Here is a 15436-nt window from a genome sequence, read left to right as displayed (position 1 = left end):
TTTTTGCCTGGTATCAAAAAATGTAGCGCATAATGGTGTATAAATAACCAGTGTACTGCACGGGGGCTGAGATGAAAAGAGCGACTAAAGTCCGCATTTACCCGACCGGCGAACAGGCCGCATTCCTGAATGCTCAGTTCGGGGCGGTTCGGTTCACGTACAATAAAGCTCTTCATATCAGCCGCCATATGTACCAGCGCCACGGCGTTTCACTCAAGCCAACACGCGATATAAAGCCGTTGCTGGCAGTGGTGAAGAAGTCACGCCGTTATAGCTGGCTCAAAGAATTTGACTCGCTGGCGCTACAGCAAGCGGTGATCAATCTGGACAGAGCCTTTGCTAACTTCTTTCAGAAGCGGGCTGGATTCCCTACTTTCAAAAGTAAACAGGGCAAGCAATCCAGCTACCATCCCAACGGGAAAGTATTAACTGACGCTATCCAGTTGCCAAAATTAAAGCCTATCCGGGCGAACATTCACCGTGAGATTGTCGGCAAGATTTCCAGCGTCACGATCACCCGTAACGCGGCGGGCAAATATTATGCCTCAATACTCGCAGACGATGGACAGGACGCGGCAGCAAAACCGACTTACATCACCCGTGTGACGGGTTATGATTTGGGATTGTCACATTACTTGATCGGCAATGACGGCGGCAAGGTGTTAAACCCTCGCCACTTGGTCAACGCCTATCGCCGCTTACGCCGTGACAGCAAGGCGCTATCCCGTAAGAAGCAAGGAAGTGCAAACCGCCGCAAAGCACGCATATGCCTTGCCGCACAACACGAACGGGTAGCCAATGGCCGTGCTGACTTCCAGCATAAACTTTCCAGACGAATTATCGACGAAAACCAAGCGGTGATTGTGGAAACGCTGAAATCAGTAAACATGATGAAAAACCGTCGCCTCGCCCATCATATCGGGGATGCGGCATGGTCTGAATTTGTGAAAAAACTCGCCTACAAAGCGGAGTCAGCAGGGGTTCACCTGGTCAAACTGGATCAGTGGTTCGCCAGCTCGAAAACGTGCCATTGTTGCGGTCACAAAATGCCGGAAATGCCGCTGAAAGTGCGGGAATGGAAATGCCCTGGCTGTAATACTAATCATGATCGCGATATAAACGCGGCGATCAACATCCAACACAAGGGTATCACAGAGTTAATGGCGGCGGGTCACGTCGTCAAAGCCCATGGAGGCTTGCGTAAGTCTGGCTCTGTGCCAGTGGCAGCCTGAGAAGTGGGAAGCCCCGCCGCAAGTGGCGGGGAGCAGTCACATAATAAAGGAAAGCAGGAATGTGTACGCCAGTGCAATAACGGACGCGATAAATGTCGTGGTCGTATGGATCCCCTACGCGAAGTCAGAAACCGGCTACTTCACGGCTGGCAGCTGTCAAAACTGTATACCTTTGAAGTGTCGGCCCTCCATCACCCAGTGTTGGCTGGTTCCGGCGCTCTATTTTGATGATGCGCCGTCCGCGCAGCTCACGCACCATTTTCTGATGGATGAAGAGATTTTGCCGGTATGCAGCCCGGACTACGCTCGTCGCTATGACCTGATGGGATCACTGCTGAACTTGCCGCACTGTACTTTGCTGCACGACAGGCAGGCATGGAGTAACGATTCTGGAACGGATGAATGGCACAGCTGGGCGCAGCATTATGCGGCAAATTTGCCGACATCGTCGGGCATTGGTTTCGATCGTTCTGATTTAGCGGTGATTGCGGCGATGAACCACATCGGCGTGGCGATGGGGAGAAAGAGGCTGGTACAAAAACGTCTCGACAGCGGAGAGCTGGTCGCGCCTTTTGGCGATATGGCACTGAAATGCCATCAGCATTACTACGTCACCACGCTGCCCGGCAGGCAGTGGCCGAAAATCGAGGCGTTTATTGGTTGGCTTCAGGAGCAGGTTAACCAGGCGGCAAACATAAAAAAGGGCACAGACGGTCCCCTCTCCCCTATGGGGAGAGGGTTAGGGTGAGGGGTAAATCTGCTGGCTTATTAACACGTTATTACCCTCACCCCGGCCCTCTCCCTGAAAGGGAGAGGGAGAAAACCGGTCCTGATTACACCGCCTGACCCTGATGCGCAAAGCGCGAAGCCAGCGGTAGCCAGCAGAGGAAAATCAGCAGCCCCATCAGCGTCATCAGCAGGCCGATACTGCTCTGCCCGGTTTGCGGCATCATCGCCGACAGCCAGGCCAGCACGCCGGAGCCGATGTTTTGCAGCCCGCCCACCAGTGCCCCGGCGGTACCGGCGAGGAACGGGAACGGCTCCATCGCGCCGCTGGTCGCCAGCGGGAACAGCATGCCTGCGCCGAAGAAGAACAGCGCGGCGGGGACCAGCAGCGTCCAGATATTCATCACGCCGAACAGGCCTGGGATCCACATCATCAGCCCGGCTAACAGGCAACTCACCACCGACTGCCACATAAGGGTCGGGAAGCGTTTTTTGGGCCGCCCGGCGAACCATGCGCCAAAGAATGCCGCCGGAATCGGCAGAATAAACAGGATGCTGACCGTCATGCTGCTGAGGCCCAGCACGCCGCCCATCAGCACGCCCGAGCTCGCTTCAAACACCGCAATTCCGGCCAGGCCGCCGATCAGCATGAGCAGGTAGCAGTTAAAGCCGCTGTTGCCGAACAGCGTTTTATAGTTGCTGATAAGCCGGGTTTTGGGCGCGCCACTCGGACGCGTCTCCGGCATCCAGCGCGCCATACTGAAGGTGACGCCCGCGCACAGCACCAGCAGAAAGCCGTAGCAGGCCCGCCAGTTAATCAGCGTTTCCAGCACGCCGCCAATCAGCGGCGCCAGCAGGGGGCTTACCAGAATCCCCATGTTTAACAGGCTGTTGGCGTGGCGTAGCTGGCTGCCTTCATACAGGTCACGCGGCAGCGTCCGCGCCATCACGCCGCCGACGCCAGTCCCCATTCCCTGTAAGGCGCTGGCGGCAATCAGCACCGTCAGGCTGTGGGTGGTGATGGCTACCAGCGTCGCCAGCATAAAAATCGACATTCCTGCGAGGATCACCGGACGACGTCCCACGCGGTCTGACAATGGGCCGTAAAACAGCTGGGAAACGCCGTAGGTCAGCAGGTACGCCGCCATCACGCTCTGCACTGCCCCTTCACGCACGTTGAGGTCGCTCGCCATCTGGGCGATAGCGGGAATATAAATGGTCTGCGCCATCTGGCCGACAGCCACCAGCAACACCAGCATCACCAGGATGTTGACGTTTCTATCTCTTTTCATTTCGCTGATTACTTTATGGAATTTAGGTTTGTAAGAATAAACATCCAGGCTATGCGCCAAATCGGAGAGGAATCTACCACACTGCGGTGGCGATTTAATCATGCGTCATGTAAATGAAATGTGTGACGCAGGCAGGATTTATACACGTCGATCGGCAACAATAGTTGCCAGTTTTTCAGGACAGCCGCAGCACGATCGCCCCCGCGGCAATGCCGCAGGCGGCAACCAGGCGAATGCCCGCCACCCGTTCTTTCAGCAACAGCCAGGCGATCAGCGCGCCAAACAAAATCGAGGTTTCGCGCAGCGCGGCGACCACCGCCAGCGGCGCCTGAGTCATGGCCCACAGCGCCAGCCCGTAAGAACCCATGGTGCCTATTCCGCCGAGGATACCCTTTTTCCAGTTATGCGCCAGGTATCTCGACGCCTCGCGACGGCGGGCAAGCATCGCCCAGCAGAGCAGAGTTGAACCATTCAGGAAAAAGGACCATAGCGTATAGCCAAGCGCCGTGTCGGAGAGGCGGACGCCGGTGCCGTCAATCAGCGTATACCCGGCAATAATCCAGGCGTTCAGCAGTGCTAACACCACGCCTCGCTGCGAACCCCCACGACTGTTGAACGCCATCCCCAGAATCGCTGTACAGATAACCGCGATTCCGCACCACGCCAGCGCGGAAAGATGATCGCCCAGAAACAGTACGCTGATAATGGCCACCAGCAGCGGCGCGGTGCCGCGCATCAGTGGGTAAGTCTGGCTCATATCGGAAATTTGATAGGTTTTCGCCACCAGCACGGTGTAGATCACCTGTAAAACCGTCGAGGCAATCATAAAAGGCACGCTGGCCGCCGATGGCGCAGGCGCGAAGGGAATGAATACCAATGCGATTAATGCGGCGGAACCGGTGACGCCGATCGCCGAATAGAGTTTATCGTTTCCCGCCTTAACGATAGCGTTCCAGCTCGCGTGCAGCAGCGCGGCAAACAGCAAAATGCAAAAAACAGAAAGTGTCATGATCATGCGTGGTTGAGGGGGAATTCACCAAAACGTAACACAACCCACCGGCGGAAAACAGGGCCAGAAATAGGGGAAAACTGGGACAGTTCAGAGGATTTCCCTCCGCGCGGAAATGTGATCTTTGCTGCATTTTTACGCAGATGAAAATATTTCCATTGTCAGCCTGAAAAAGCTGTGTTTGTATAAATTCACTTAACGAATGATGAGACAGACCCTGAATGACTCCATCCATGATGACTTCGACCCTACTAAAAACCGCGCTACCAGCCGCGGTGGTCGTCGTGCGTGTGGTGGTGGTCGTCGGCAATGCGCCGTAGGGTCAGGAACACACACGATTCCAAACCCCGCCGGCGCAAACCGGGCGGGGTTTTTAGTTTCTAGCCCCTCCCGGATGGTCGGCCCAGAATAAAAGGACTGGAGCATGGCAAGTTCGGGCACAACATCACAACCGACCCGGTTTACGGGCGCGCAGTTAATCGTTCATTTACTGGAGCGTCAGGGCATCACTATGGTGACCGGCATCCCCGGCGGCACGGTGCTTCCGCTGTACGACGCGTTAAGCCAGAGCACGCAAATCCGTCATATTCTGGCGCGACACGAGCAGGGTGCGGGCTTTATCGCCCAGGGCATGGCGCGCACCCAGGGTAAGCCGGCGGTGTGCGTGGCCTGTAGCGGCCCCGGTGCCACCAACCTGGTCACCGCTATTGCCGACGCGCGCCTCGACTCCATTCCCTTGGTGTGTATCACCGGACAGGTGGCCTCCTCGTTAATCGGTACCGACGCGTTCCAGGAAGTCGACACCTACGGTATCTCTATCCCCATCACTAAACACAACTACTTAGTCCGCAACATCAATGAATTACCGCAGGTTATTGCTGATGCCTTCCGGATTGCGCAGTCGGGTCGCCCAGGCCCGGTGTGGATAGACATTCCTAAGGATGTGCAGACCGCCGAAATCGACATCAGCGAACTGCCGGAACCGGGCGGTCGCGCCGCCACGCCAGACTTTAGCGCCGGGAGCGTCAGCGAAGCGGCGGCGATGATTAACGCCGCGCAGCGTCCAGTGCTGTATCTCGGCGGCGGGGTAATTAACGCGCCGCAACGCGTACGCGAACTGGCCGAGAAAGCCAACCTGCCAACCACCATGACGCTGATGGCGCTGGGCATGCTGCCGAAAGCGCACCCGCTGTCGTTAGGCATGCTGGGCATGCATGGCGCGCGCAGTACCAACTTTATTCTGCAACAATCTGATTTGCTGGTAGTTTTAGGCGCACGTTTTGATGACCGGGCGACCGGTAAAGTGGCGGAATTCTGTCCGAACGCGAAAATTATTCACGTGGATATCGACCGCGCCGAGCTGGGCAAAATCAAGCAGGCGCATGTGGCGATTCAGGCGGATGTGGATGACGTTCTGGCGCAGTTGCTGCCGCAGATTGACGCGCAGCCGCGTACCGAGTGGCGCGGTAAAGTCGCCGAGCTGCAACAAGAGTTCCCGGGGGCGATTCCGCAAGCCGGTGACCCGCTCAGCCATTACGGCCTGATCAACGCTGTTGCCGCCTGTGTAGACGATAACGCGATCATCACCACCGACGTGGGCCAGCATCAGATGTGGGCAGCGCAGGCTTATCCGCTGAACCGTCCACGCCAGTGGCTGACCTCCGGCGGCCTCGGCACCATGGGCTTCGGCCTGCCGGCGGCCATCGGCGCGGCGCTGGCGAATCCGGACAAGAAAGTGCTGTGTTTCTCCGGTGACGGCAGCCTGATGATGAACATCCAGGAGATGGCGACGGCGGCAGAAAATCAGCTGGACGTGAAGATTATCCTGATGAACAACCAGGCGCTGGGGCTGGTGCATCAACAGCAGAGCCTGTTCTACAAGCAGGGCGTATTTGCCGCCACCTATCCGGGCATGATTAACTTTATGCAAATTGCCGCCGGTTTCGGCCTTGAAACCTGTGATTTAAACAACGAAACGGATCCGCAAGCGGCGCTGCAGGCGATCATCAACCGCCCTGGGCCGGCGCTGATCCACGTGCGTATCGATGCGGAAGAAAAAGTGTATCCGATGGTTCCGCCGGGTGCGGCGAATAGCGAAATGGTGGGGGAATAAGCCATGCAAAAACAGACTCATGATAACGTTATTCTGGAGCTTACCGTGCGCAACCATCCGGGCGTCATGACTCACGTCTGCGGGCTATTTGCCCGTCGTGCGTTTAACGTGGAGGGCATTCTCTGTCTGCCGATCCACGGCAGCGACCATAGCCGAATCTGGCTATTGGTGAATGACGACCAGCGCCTTGAGCAGATGATGAGCCAGATCGACAAGCTGGAAGATGTGGTGAAAGTGGCCCGCAACCAGTCAGATCCCTCGATGTTTAATAAAATCTCCGTCTTCTTCGAGTAGTTCGCTCAAGACTTGAACAGCCACGCGCTTATCGTTAAGGTAAGCGCGTTTTTTTATCCGCCAGGACAAACCCATGATCACCATCGCCCTTATCGACGACCACACTATCGTCCGCTCCGGCTTTGCCCAGCTGCTCGGTCTGGAACCGGATTTGCAGGTCATTGCAGAGTTTGGTTCCGGGCGCGAGGCGTTGGCCGGCTTACCGGGGCGAGGCGTGCAGGTGTGCATTTGCGATATTTCGATGCCCGATATCTCAGGCCTTGAGCTGCTGAGCCAGTTGCCAAAAGGGATGGCGATCATCATGCTCTCCGTCCACGACAGCCCGGCGCTGGTCGAGCAGGCGCTGAATGCCGGGGCGCGCGGCTTTCTCTCCAAGCGCTGTAGCCCGGATGAACTGATTGCCGCCGTGCATACCGTGGCGACAGGCGGTTGCTACTTAACGCCGGATATTGCCGTCAAGCTGGCGGCTGGTCGTCAGGATCCGTTGACCAAGCGTGAGCGTCAGGTGGCGGAAAAACTGGCGCAGGGCATGGCGGTCAAAGAGATCGCCGCCGAGCTGGGGTTGTCGCCGAAGACGGTGCACGTTCATCGCGCTAACCTGATGGAAAAGCTGAACGTCAGCAACGACGTTGAGCTGGCGCGCCGCATGTTTGACGGCTGGCAATGAACGCACTTTTCTCCCGGTTGATTACCGTTGTCGCCTGTTTCTTTATCTTTTCCGCCGCGTGGTTTTGCCTGTGGAGCATCAGCCTGCACCTGGTTGAGCGCCCGGAGCTGGCGGTGCTGCTGTTTCCGTTCGGCCTTCGTCTGGGATTAATGCTGCAATGCCCGCGCAGCTACTGGCCGGTGCTGCTGGGCGCGGAGTGGCTGCTGATGTACTGGCTGGCGCAGGAAGTGGCGTTGGCGCATCTGCCGGTTTTGATGATCGGGAGTTTTCTCACGTTGCTGCCGGTCACGCTGATTTCCCGCTATCGTCATCAACGCGACTGGCGCACATTGCTTTTGCAGGGGGCGGCGCTGACGGCTGCGGCGCTACTGCAATCGCTGCCCTGGCTGGGGCAAGGCGAAGCGGCGTGGAATGCGCTGCTGCTGACGCTCACCGGCGGCCTGACGTTAGCGCCGATCTGTCTGGTGTTCTGGCACTATCTCACCAGCACCACCTGGCTGCCGCTCGGCCCGGCGCTGGTGTCGCAGCCGGTGAACTGGCGTGGACGACATCTGGTCTGGTATCTGCTGCTGTTCACCGTCAGTCTGTGGCTGCAGCTCGGTTTACCCGCCGAGCTGTCGCGCTTTACCCCGTTCTGTCTTGCCTTACCGATTATCGCGCTCGCCTGGCACTACGGCTGGCAGGGAGCGCTGATTGCGACGTTGATGAACGCCATCGCGCTGATTGCCAGCCAGACCTGGCACGATCACCCGGTCGATTTACTGCTCTCGCTGCTGGCGCAAAGCTTGACCGGGCTGCTGCTCGGTGCCGGCATTCAGCGGCTGCGTGAGCTTAACCAGTCGCTGCAAAACGAACTGGCGCGCAACCACCGGCTGGCGGAACGTCTGCTGGAAACCGAAGAGAGCGTGCGCCGCGACGTCGCGCGCGAACTGCACGACGATATCGGCCAGACCATCACCGCCATTCGCACGCAGGCGGGTATTGTTCAGCGACTGGCTCCCGACAACGTCGGGGTGAAGCAGAGTGGGGCGCACATTGAACAGCTTTCGCTGGGCGTATACGATGCCGTGCGCCGCCTGCTGGGTCGCCTGCGCCCGCGTCAGCTGGACGATCTCACGCTGGAACAGGCTATTCGTTCGCTGATGCGTGAAATGGAGCTGGAAAGCCGCGGTATCGTCAGCCACCTTGACTGGCGAATCGACGAGTCATTGCTGAGCGAAAGCCAGCGCGTGACGCTGTTTCGCGTCTGTCAGGAAGGGCTCAACAACATTGTTAAGCACGCCAACGCCAGCGCGGTGACGCTCCAGGGTTGGCAACAGGATGAACGGCTGATGCTGGTCATTGAGGACGACGGCAGCGGTTTGCCTCCGGGTTCGAATCAGCAAGGTTTTGGCCTCACCGGTATGCGCGAGCGCGTGACGGCGCTCGGTGGTTCACTCACGATTTCCTGCATGCACGGCACGCGCGTTAGCGTGTCGCTGCCCCAGCGCTACGCCTGAGGAACGGCGATGTTTCAGTTTTTAAAAGCCCCGGCCAGCGTGCCGCTCATCACCGACAAGCAGGAAGTGGACGCCCGCTACCGTTACTGGCGGCGGTATATCCTGCTGACCATCTGGCTCGGCTACGCGCTATTTTACTTCACCCGCAAAAGCTTTAACGCCGCGGTGCCGGAGATCATCACCAGCGGCGTGCTGACCCGCAGCGATATCGGTCTGCTGGCGACGCTGTTTTACATCACCTACGGACTGTCGAAGTTTGTTTCGGGTATCGTCAGCGACCGCTCGAACGCCCGCTATTTTATGGGTATCGGGCTAATCGCTACCGGCGTGGTCAATATTCTGTTCGGTTTCTCCACCTCACTGTGGGCCTTTGCCGTGCTGTGGGCGCTGAACGCCTTCTTCCAGGGCTGGGGGGCGCCGGTGTGCGCCCGCTTGCTCACCGCGTGGTATTCGCGCAACGAGCGCGGCGGCTGGTGGGCCATCTGGAACACCGCGCACAACGTCGGCGGCGCGCTGATTCCGATGGTGATGGGGGCGGCGGCGCTGCATTACGGCTGGCGCGCCGGGATGATGATTGCCGGACTGCTGGCGATCGTGGTGGGCGTTTTTCTCTGCTGGCGACTGCGCGACAGACCGCAGGCGGTAGGCTTGCCGCCGGTTGGCGACTGGCAGCACGATGCGCTGGAGATAGCCCAACAGCAGGAAGGGGCGGGGCTGACTCGTAAAGAGATCCTCACCCGGTACGTGTTACTCAACCCGTATATCTGGCTATTGTCGTTGTGCTACGTGCTGGTGTACGTGGTGCGCGCGGCGATCAACGACTGGGGCAATCTGTATATGTCGGAGACGCTCGGCGTCGATTTGGTCACCGCCAACACCGCCGTCACCATGTTTGAACTGGGTGGCTTTATCGGCGCGCTGGTGGCAGGCTGGGGCTCAGACAAGCTGTTTAACGGCAATCGAGGGCCGATGAACTTGATTTTCGCCGCCGGGATTCTGCTTTCGGTCGGCTCGCTGTGGCTGATGCCGTTCGCCAGCTACGTGATGCAGGCGGCGTGCTTCTTCACCACCGGGTTCTTCGTCTTTGGCCCGCAGATGCTGATTGGCATGGCGGCGGCAGAGTGCTCGCACAAAGAGGCGGCAGGCGCGGCGACCGGGTTTGTCGGGCTGTTTGCTTATCTGGGGGCCTCGCTCTCCGGCTGGCCGCTGGCGAAGGTGATGGAAGCGTGGCACTGGACCGGATTCTTCGTGGTGATCGCCATCGCGGCGGGGATTTCCGCGCTGCTGTTACTGCCGTTCTTAAACGCCCAGGCCCCGCGTGAAGCGTGACCTGCTTCACCTTTCTTCGACAAACGGCGTAAAACTAAGAAATTTTCCCGGTTCCACCTGGACGCTGTCTCAGGCCAGCTGCGCCGCTGATTTTTACAATACCGGCCATCACGCAGGTATAAAAATCAGGAGATACCCATGCTGGCCTTCTTAAACCAGGTGCGCAAACCGACCCTGGATCTGCCGCTCGATGTGCGGCGCAAAATGTGGTTCAAACCGTTCATGCAGTCTTATCTGGTGGTCTTTATCGGCTACCTGACCATGTATCTGATCCGCAAAAACTTCAACATCGCGCAGAACGACATGATCTCCACCTACGGGCTGAGCATGACGCAGCTGGGGATGATTGGCCTGGGCTTTTCCATTACCTACGGCGTGGGCAAAACGCTGGTTTCCTACTACGCTGACGGCAAAAACACCAAGCAGTTCCTGCCGTTTATGCTGATCCTCTCCGCCATTTGTATGCTCGGCTTCAGCGCCAGCATGGGCTCGGGCTCCGTCAGCTTGTTCCTGATGATTACTTTCTATGCTCTGAGCGGTTTCTTCCAGAGCACCGGTGGCTCGTGCAGTTATTCCACCATCACCAAGTGGACGCCGCGCCGTAAGCGCGGTTCCTACCTCGGCATGTGGAATATCTCCCATAACCTCGGCGGTGCGGGTGCGGCGGGCGTGGCGCTGTTCGGCGCAAATTACCTGTTCGATGGTCACGTGATTGGTATGTTTATCTTCCCGTCGATTATTGCCCTGATTGTCGGCTTTATCGGCCTGCGTTTTGGCAGCGATTCCCCGGAATCTTACGGTCTTGGCAAAGCTGAAGAGCTGTTCGGTGAAGAGATCAGCGAAGAGGACAAAGAGACCGAAGAAAACGAGATGACCAAATGGCAGATCTTTGTTGAGTACGTGCTGAAAAACAAAGTGATCTGGCTGCTGTGCTTCTCCAACATCTTCCTGTACGTGGTGCGTATCGGTATCGACCAGTGGTCCACTGTCTATGCCTTCCAGGAGTTGAAGCTCTCCAAAGAAGTGGCGATTCAGGGCTTTACCCTGTTTGAAGTGGGCGCGCTGGTCGGTACGCTGCTGTGGGGCTGGCTCTCCGATCTCGCCAATGGTCGTCGTGCGCTGGTGGCCTGTGTGGCGCTGGCACTCATTATCGCGACGCTGGGCGTTTATCAGCACGCCAGCAACCAGTATGTCTATCTGGCTTCGCTGTTTGCTCTCGGCTTCCTGGTGTTCGGCCCGCAGCTGTTAATCGGCGTGGCGGCGGTGGGTTTCGTTCCGAAAAAAGCGATCGGCGCGGCCGATGGCATTAAAGGCACCTTCGCCTACCTGATTGGCGACAGCTTCGCCAAGCTGGGTCTGGGGATGATTGCCGACGGCACGCCGATTTTCGGCCTCACCGGTTGGGCGGGCACCTTTGCCGCGCTGGATACCGCCGCCATTGGCTGTATCTGCCTGATGGCCATCGTCGCTATCTTTGAAGAACGTAAAATTCGCCGTGAGAAAAAGATTCAGCAGTTAAAAATGGCGTAAGTGTGTTTGGTAACGTTTGCCCGGTTCTGCACCGGGCTTTTTTATGCCTGGGATCTGAGATCCGCTTTCATCATCCTCTGCCTTCATCGAGCTAACGCACATTATGGTATGCCCGATTATCGACAGCGCGCAAAATCCCATTATCATGTCCGGGTTTAGCCTAAGTGAGAGCGTGCATGATCTGGTTAATTCTGGCCACCCTGGCGGTGGTATTTGTTGTCGGATTTCGGATCCTGACCTCGAGTTCCCGACGGGCAATACGCCGTCTCAGCGAACGACTGGCGATCACGCCAGAACCGGTAGAGTCGATGATCGACCAGTTAGGGAAAGCGCAGGGCGAAGAGTTTTTACGTTATCTGGAGCGCCCTAACGAAGCCCATTTGCAGAATGCGGCGCAGATGCTGCTGATCTGGCAGGTGTGCATCGTCGACGGCAGTGAATCCAATATGCTCACCTGGCATCGGCGGCTGCAAAAAGCCCGTCTCGCCGCGCCCATCACCGACGCTCAGGTGCGCCTGGCGCTCAGCTTCCTGCGCGAACTGGAACCGGAGATTAGCGAGCTCAACGCTTTCCAGTATCGCTACAACGCGCTGTTCCACGATGAAAACGGCGTTCACTGGCTGCATTGATGTTATCGGCGATGGTGTGGCGTAATTATCTGCTGCGTTATCCGACAAAATCGTCACAGCAGAACCTTAAGGCCGTGTTTTTGAACAACACTCAGCAGTTTCAGTGACATCCCGCTGGGGCGTTTAACGCCGCTTTCCCATTTCTGTACCGTTGATACGCTGGTATTCAGATAGCGGGCGAAAACGGGTTGGCTAACCTTGAGCTCTTCACGGAGCGCTTTTATTTCAAGCGGCTGCAGGTCCCTGATATTGCTTAAGCAGGTGGTATCAAAACTGCGCATTGTCTCCAGAGGAATGGCATCCACGCTAAATAATCCAGATGCCGCGCTGTGAATTGCTTCAAAGGCAGGGCTTTTGAATTTAGTTTTTGCTGACATGGCGCACCTCTATCAGTTCTTTATTGTTAATGAGTGCCGTTATCTGATCTTCGGTAAGGCAAGCATAGTACTTTGCTAACTCACGAAAGCCCGCGAGTTCGCCATAGCTGATGTTTGCCATATCCTGTTTGGCATACAGAAAGGTGTAAAACCAATGTTGACCTCCCTTTGCCAGCACAATTGCGCGATCGCGGTTCTGATTGAGACGTTTTTTATAAACCCCGCCTCCGAGATTATCTGCTTTTCCCTGTAGTACGGCGTTGACTGCCTCACTTAACTCGTCATCTTTTATCGTGTGGGATTTCGCTTCCCTGTTAAACCACCTGGTTTTGAATATTCGCATCAGGTTGACATCCTGTAGTCTAAAGTGTAGCACCAGGTGATACACTATGTCTTGCCTTTTGGTTTTGCACGCAGGGAGAGACGATAATTCTCAGCTTCCGATCGGCCTCGCAAAATGCAGCGCAACCATGTCAGTTGCTAAAACGTTAAATACGTCACAGTTAAGATGTTACACTGCGTGTCTTTTCCGCAAAGACACCCTCCGCAGGTAACAAAATGAGTGAATATCGTGAAGAAAAAACCCGCGCTGACGTCGTTGCGCGGCCCAACTGGTCGGCGGTTTTCGCCGTGGCGTTTTGCGTCGCCTGCCTGATTACCGTCGAGTTTTTACCCGTCAGCCTGCTGACGCCGATGGCGCAGGATCTGGGGATTTCCGAAGGCGTCGCCGGGCAGTCGGTCACGGTGACCGCGTTTGTCGCCATGTTCTCCAGCCTGTTTATTACCCAGGCCATTGGCGCGACCAACCGTCGCTACGTGGTGATTCTGTTCTCCGTTCTCCTGACGCTTTCCTGCCTGCTGGTGTCGTTTGCCAGTTCGTTCACGTTGCTGCTGTTGGGGCGTGCTTGTCTGGGGCTGGCGCTGGGGGGCTTCTGGGCCATGTCGGCTTCACTGACGATGCGTCTGGTGCCCGCTCGTACGGTGCCGAAAGCGCTGTCGGTGATCTTTGGCGCGGTGTCTATCGCACTGGTGATTGCCGCGCCGCTAGGGAGTTTTCTGGGCGGTATCATCGGCTGGCGTAACGTCTTTAACGCGGCGGCGGTAATGGGGCTGCTGTGTTGCATTTGGGTGGTGAAGGCGTTGCCATCGCTGCCGGGTGAACCTGCGCATCAGAAGCAAAACATGTTTAGCCTGCTGCAGCGTCCCGGCGTGATGGCCGGGATGATCGCCATCTTTATGTCCTTCGCCGGACAGTTCGCCTTCTTCACTTATATTCGCCCGGTGTATATGAATCTGGCGGGCTTTGACGTTGATGGCCTGACGTTGGTGCTGCTGAGCTTCGGTATCGCCAGCTTTATCGGTACGTCGTTCTCTTCCGTTATCCTTAAACGGTCGGTCAAACTGGCACTAGCCGGTGCGCCGCTGGTGCTGGCGGTGAGCGCGCTGGTGCTTACGTTGTGGGGCGGCGAGAAAGTGGTCGCCGCTGGCATCGCGATTATCTGGGGGCTGGCGTTTGCGCTGGTGCCGGTGGGCTGGTCGACGTGGATTACCCGCTCACTGGCCGATCAGGCGGAAAAAGCCGGCTCTATTCAGGTGGCCGTCATTCAGTTGGCGAATACCTGTGGCGCGGCGATTGGCGGACTGGCGCTGGATCGTCTGGGGCTGACTTCGCCGTTAATGATTTCCGGCGCGCTGATGCTGCTGACCGCCGTGCTGGTGACGGCGAAGGTGAGAATTCAGTGAGGAGATGGCGTAGAACACTGCCTACGCCAATCGTACCCTCTCGCCCGTTTTGGGCGAGAGGAGCTATCACGCTCGCTTAGAACCACGCCTCAAACATGCCGCCGAAGTTCAGTGAATCCAGCTGCTGGTCGTCGGTACCGTTCACCTTCGCCGTGCGCTTGTTGTCGACCTGACCGCCGGTCACGTAGAAGCGCAGCATCGGACGGAATTCCGGACCCATACCAATCGCGATGTTCTGCGACAGCGTCAGCTTCCAGCCGTGGTTATCTCCGCCCTGGTCGTAATCCACACGCTGGTAGCCCGCTTCCAGCCACGTCGAGTGCACGTCGTTCCAGAAGTACATCGGACGCACAATCGCGCCGTAGTTTTTACGGTTATCGGTTTTGTCTTTGCTGTTGTCGTAGTCGTGGAACGCCAGCAGGTATTCCACCTGCGCCTGCTGGGTGAACTTGTAGTTACCCTCGAAGCTGGCGTAGATGGCCGTCAGACCGTCGGTTTTGTTGAACACGCTGTTATCCGAGTTATCGGAGTAGCGCAGGATAACCTTGTTCACGCCGCTGTCATCGCTGTTGGTGTGGCTTAACAGCAGGCCGCCCTGCCAGGCATCAAGCTGCTTGTTGTTATCCACCGCTTTGGAGTCGAAGCCGTAGTTGGCGTACACCTCAACATCGATTGGGCCCGCTTTGATGTTGTGGGTTTTGGTGGTCAGCGCGTAGTGGCCGTCGTCACCAGTGTCGGAGTTACCGGTACAGGTGATGCGCGATGGGTTCGACTCATCGGCCATCACTTCCGGGCTACAGGATTTCACCTGAGCCACCGTGGCCACGTCGAACTGCACGCCGCCAATATCAAAGTTTTTCACCCCGGCGCCCTGGCCGTCGTGGTTCATCCAGAAGTAGTCGTTGATACCCTGTTGCGGACGCTGGTGGAAGTCACGACCGGCCCAGATATAGGCGTTCGGGTTGGATTCGAGCACGTTGGTCACGCCGACGTAGG

General features: G+C 57.3%; 14 protein-coding genes and 2 pseudogenes. 11 read left to right on the top strand and 5 right to left on the bottom strand.

What is annotated here, in order from left to right; genetic code table 11:
- Positions 1–71 precede the first annotated feature (71 nt).
- The gene (locus tag NNN71_RS13180; protein ID WP_271458650.1) at positions 72–1232 is read left to right on the top strand and encodes an RNA-guided endonuclease TnpB family protein; all 1161 of its coding nucleotides are present in this window, start codon (positions 72–74) and stop codon (positions 1230–1232) included.
- Between the two features lie 181 nt (positions 1233–1413).
- Positions 1414–1980: pseudogene (locus tag NNN71_RS13175) on the top strand (LysR substrate-binding domain-containing protein); the annotation flags it as partial.
- A gap of 85 nt (positions 1981–2065) precedes the next feature.
- On the opposite strand, the gene emrD reads toward NNN71_RS13175, so the two are convergent.
- Together emrD and NNN71_RS13165 are read right to left on the bottom strand one after the other, a co-directional pair.
- Complete coding sequence (emrD, locus tag NNN71_RS13170; protein ID WP_163447663.1) at positions 2066–3250, bottom strand: multidrug efflux MFS transporter EmrD; 1185 nt, start codon at positions 3248–3250, stop codon at positions 2066–2068.
- 175 nt (positions 3251–3425) lie between these two features.
- Positions 3426–4287, bottom strand: a pseudogene (locus NNN71_RS13165) (EamA family transporter).
- A gap of 193 nt (positions 4288–4480) precedes the next feature.
- On the opposite strand from NNN71_RS13165, the gene ivbL reads away from it, so the two are divergent.
- The 8 genes from ivbL to NNN71_RS13125 all read left to right on the top strand — a co-directional run bounded on the left by ivbL (position 4481) and on the right by NNN71_RS13125 (position 12320).
- On the top strand, positions 4481–4579 hold the full coding sequence (ivbL, locus tag NNN71_RS13160) for an ilvB operon leader peptide IvbL (protein WP_072277096.1): 99 nt from the start codon (positions 4481–4483) through the stop codon (positions 4577–4579).
- Between the two features lie 104 nt (positions 4580–4683).
- Positions 4684–6372 (top strand): acetolactate synthase large subunit, encoded by a 1689-nt coding sequence (gene ilvB, locus NNN71_RS13155; RefSeq protein WP_271458649.1) that lies wholly within the window; start codon positions 4684–4686, stop codon positions 6370–6372.
- 3 nt (positions 6373–6375) lie between these two features.
- Positions 6376–6666, top strand: a complete 291-nt coding sequence (ilvN, locus tag NNN71_RS13150) for an acetolactate synthase small subunit (RefSeq protein WP_065357373.1) — start codon at positions 6376–6378, stop codon at positions 6664–6666.
- Positions 6667–6739: 73 nt separating this feature from the next.
- Positions 6740–7333, top strand: coding sequence for a transcriptional regulator UhpA (uhpA, locus tag NNN71_RS13145; protein ID WP_064540778.1), 594 nt, complete (start codon positions 6740–6742; stop codon positions 7331–7333).
- Positions 7330–8832 (top strand): signal transduction histidine-protein kinase/phosphatase UhpB, encoded by a 1503-nt coding sequence (gene uhpB / locus NNN71_RS13140; RefSeq protein ID WP_223803637.1) that lies wholly within the window; start codon positions 7330–7332, stop codon positions 8830–8832. The genes uhpA and uhpB overlap by 4 nt, the downstream gene beginning before the upstream one ends.
- Before the next feature lie 9 nt (positions 8833–8841).
- Positions 8842–10161: an MFS transporter gene (locus NNN71_RS13135; RefSeq protein WP_271458648.1), complete on the top strand. Its 1320-nt coding sequence runs from the start codon at positions 8842–8844 to the stop codon at positions 10159–10161.
- Between the two features lie 138 nt (positions 10162–10299).
- Positions 10300–11691, top strand: coding sequence for a hexose-6-phosphate:phosphate antiporter (gene uhpT, locus NNN71_RS13130; RefSeq protein ID WP_064540786.1), 1392 nt, complete (start codon positions 10300–10302; stop codon positions 11689–11691).
- A 176-nt stretch (positions 11692–11867) separates the two neighbouring features.
- Entirely contained in the window at positions 11868–12320 is a 453-nt protein-coding gene (locus NNN71_RS13125) for a DUF1198 family protein (protein ID WP_064540789.1), read from the top strand.
- Between the two features lie 53 nt (positions 12321–12373).
- On the opposite strand, the gene NNN71_RS13120 is transcribed toward NNN71_RS13125, so the two are convergent.
- Positions 12374–12697, bottom strand: a complete 324-nt coding sequence (locus NNN71_RS13120; RefSeq protein ID WP_163447668.1) for a helix-turn-helix domain-containing protein — start codon at positions 12695–12697, stop codon at positions 12374–12376.
- On the bottom strand, positions 12681–13040 hold the full coding sequence (locus NNN71_RS13115) for a type II toxin-antitoxin system RelE/ParE family toxin (protein ID WP_271458647.1): 360 nt from the start codon (positions 13038–13040) through the stop codon (positions 12681–12683). Before NNN71_RS13115 ends, NNN71_RS13120 begins: the two co-directional genes overlap by 17 nt.
- A 215-nt stretch (positions 13041–13255) precedes the next feature.
- Here NNN71_RS13115 and nepI point away from each other — a divergent pair, with 215 nt between their 5' ends.
- On the top strand, positions 13256–14440 hold the full coding sequence (nepI, locus tag NNN71_RS13110) for a purine ribonucleoside efflux pump NepI (protein WP_163447670.1): 1185 nt from the start codon (positions 13256–13258) through the stop codon (positions 14438–14440).
- Between the two features lie 76 nt (positions 14441–14516).
- On the opposite strand, the gene NNN71_RS13105 is transcribed toward nepI, so the two are convergent.
- A partial coding sequence (locus tag NNN71_RS13105) for a carbohydrate porin (RefSeq protein WP_271458646.1) occupies positions 14517–15436 on the bottom strand: 920 nt, incomplete at its 5' end.

Origin of the sequence: Kluyvera sp. Awk 3 (assembly GCF_028069715.1) — a bacterium.
Classification (GTDB): domain Bacteria; phylum Pseudomonadota; class Gammaproteobacteria; order Enterobacterales; family Enterobacteriaceae; genus Kluyvera; species Kluyvera georgiana_A.
This window is presented reverse-complemented; position numbering and strand designations above follow the sequence as displayed.

What these genes read in the sequence shown, in the direction of transcription:
- NNN71_RS13180 (WP_271458650.1), top strand. Translation starts at nt 72, where the DNA reads ATGAAAAGAGCGACTAAAGTCCGCATTTACCCGACCGGCGAACAGGCC.
- emrD (WP_163447663.1), bottom strand. Translation starts at nt 3,250, where the DNA reads ATGAAAAGAGATAGAAACGTCAACATCCTGGTGATGCTGGTGTTGCTG.
- ivbL (WP_072277096.1), top strand. Translation starts at nt 4,481, where the DNA reads ATGACTCCATCCATGATGACTTCGACCCTACTAAAAACCGCGCTACCA.
- ilvB (WP_271458649.1), top strand. Translation starts at nt 4,684, where the DNA reads ATGGCAAGTTCGGGCACAACATCACAACCGACCCGGTTTACGGGCGCG.
- ilvN (WP_065357373.1), top strand. Translation starts at nt 6,376, where the DNA reads ATGCAAAAACAGACTCATGATAACGTTATTCTGGAGCTTACCGTGCGC.
- uhpA (WP_064540778.1), top strand. Translation starts at nt 6,740, where the DNA reads ATGATCACCATCGCCCTTATCGACGACCACACTATCGTCCGCTCCGGC.
- uhpB (WP_223803637.1), top strand. Translation starts at nt 7,330, where the DNA reads ATGAACGCACTTTTCTCCCGGTTGATTACCGTTGTCGCCTGTTTCTTT.
- NNN71_RS13135 (WP_271458648.1), top strand. Translation starts at nt 8,842, where the DNA reads ATGTTTCAGTTTTTAAAAGCCCCGGCCAGCGTGCCGCTCATCACCGAC.
- uhpT (WP_064540786.1), top strand. Translation starts at nt 10,300, where the DNA reads ATGCTGGCCTTCTTAAACCAGGTGCGCAAACCGACCCTGGATCTGCCG.
- NNN71_RS13125 (WP_064540789.1), top strand. Translation starts at nt 11,868, where the DNA reads ATGATCTGGTTAATTCTGGCCACCCTGGCGGTGGTATTTGTTGTCGGA.
- NNN71_RS13120 (WP_163447668.1), bottom strand. Translation starts at nt 12,697, where the DNA reads ATGTCAGCAAAAACTAAATTCAAAAGCCCTGCCTTTGAAGCAATTCAC.
- NNN71_RS13115 (WP_271458647.1), bottom strand. Translation starts at nt 13,040, where the DNA reads ATGCGAATATTCAAAACCAGGTGGTTTAACAGGGAAGCGAAATCCCAC.
- nepI (WP_163447670.1), top strand. Translation starts at nt 13,256, where the DNA reads ATGAGTGAATATCGTGAAGAAAAAACCCGCGCTGACGTCGTTGCGCGG.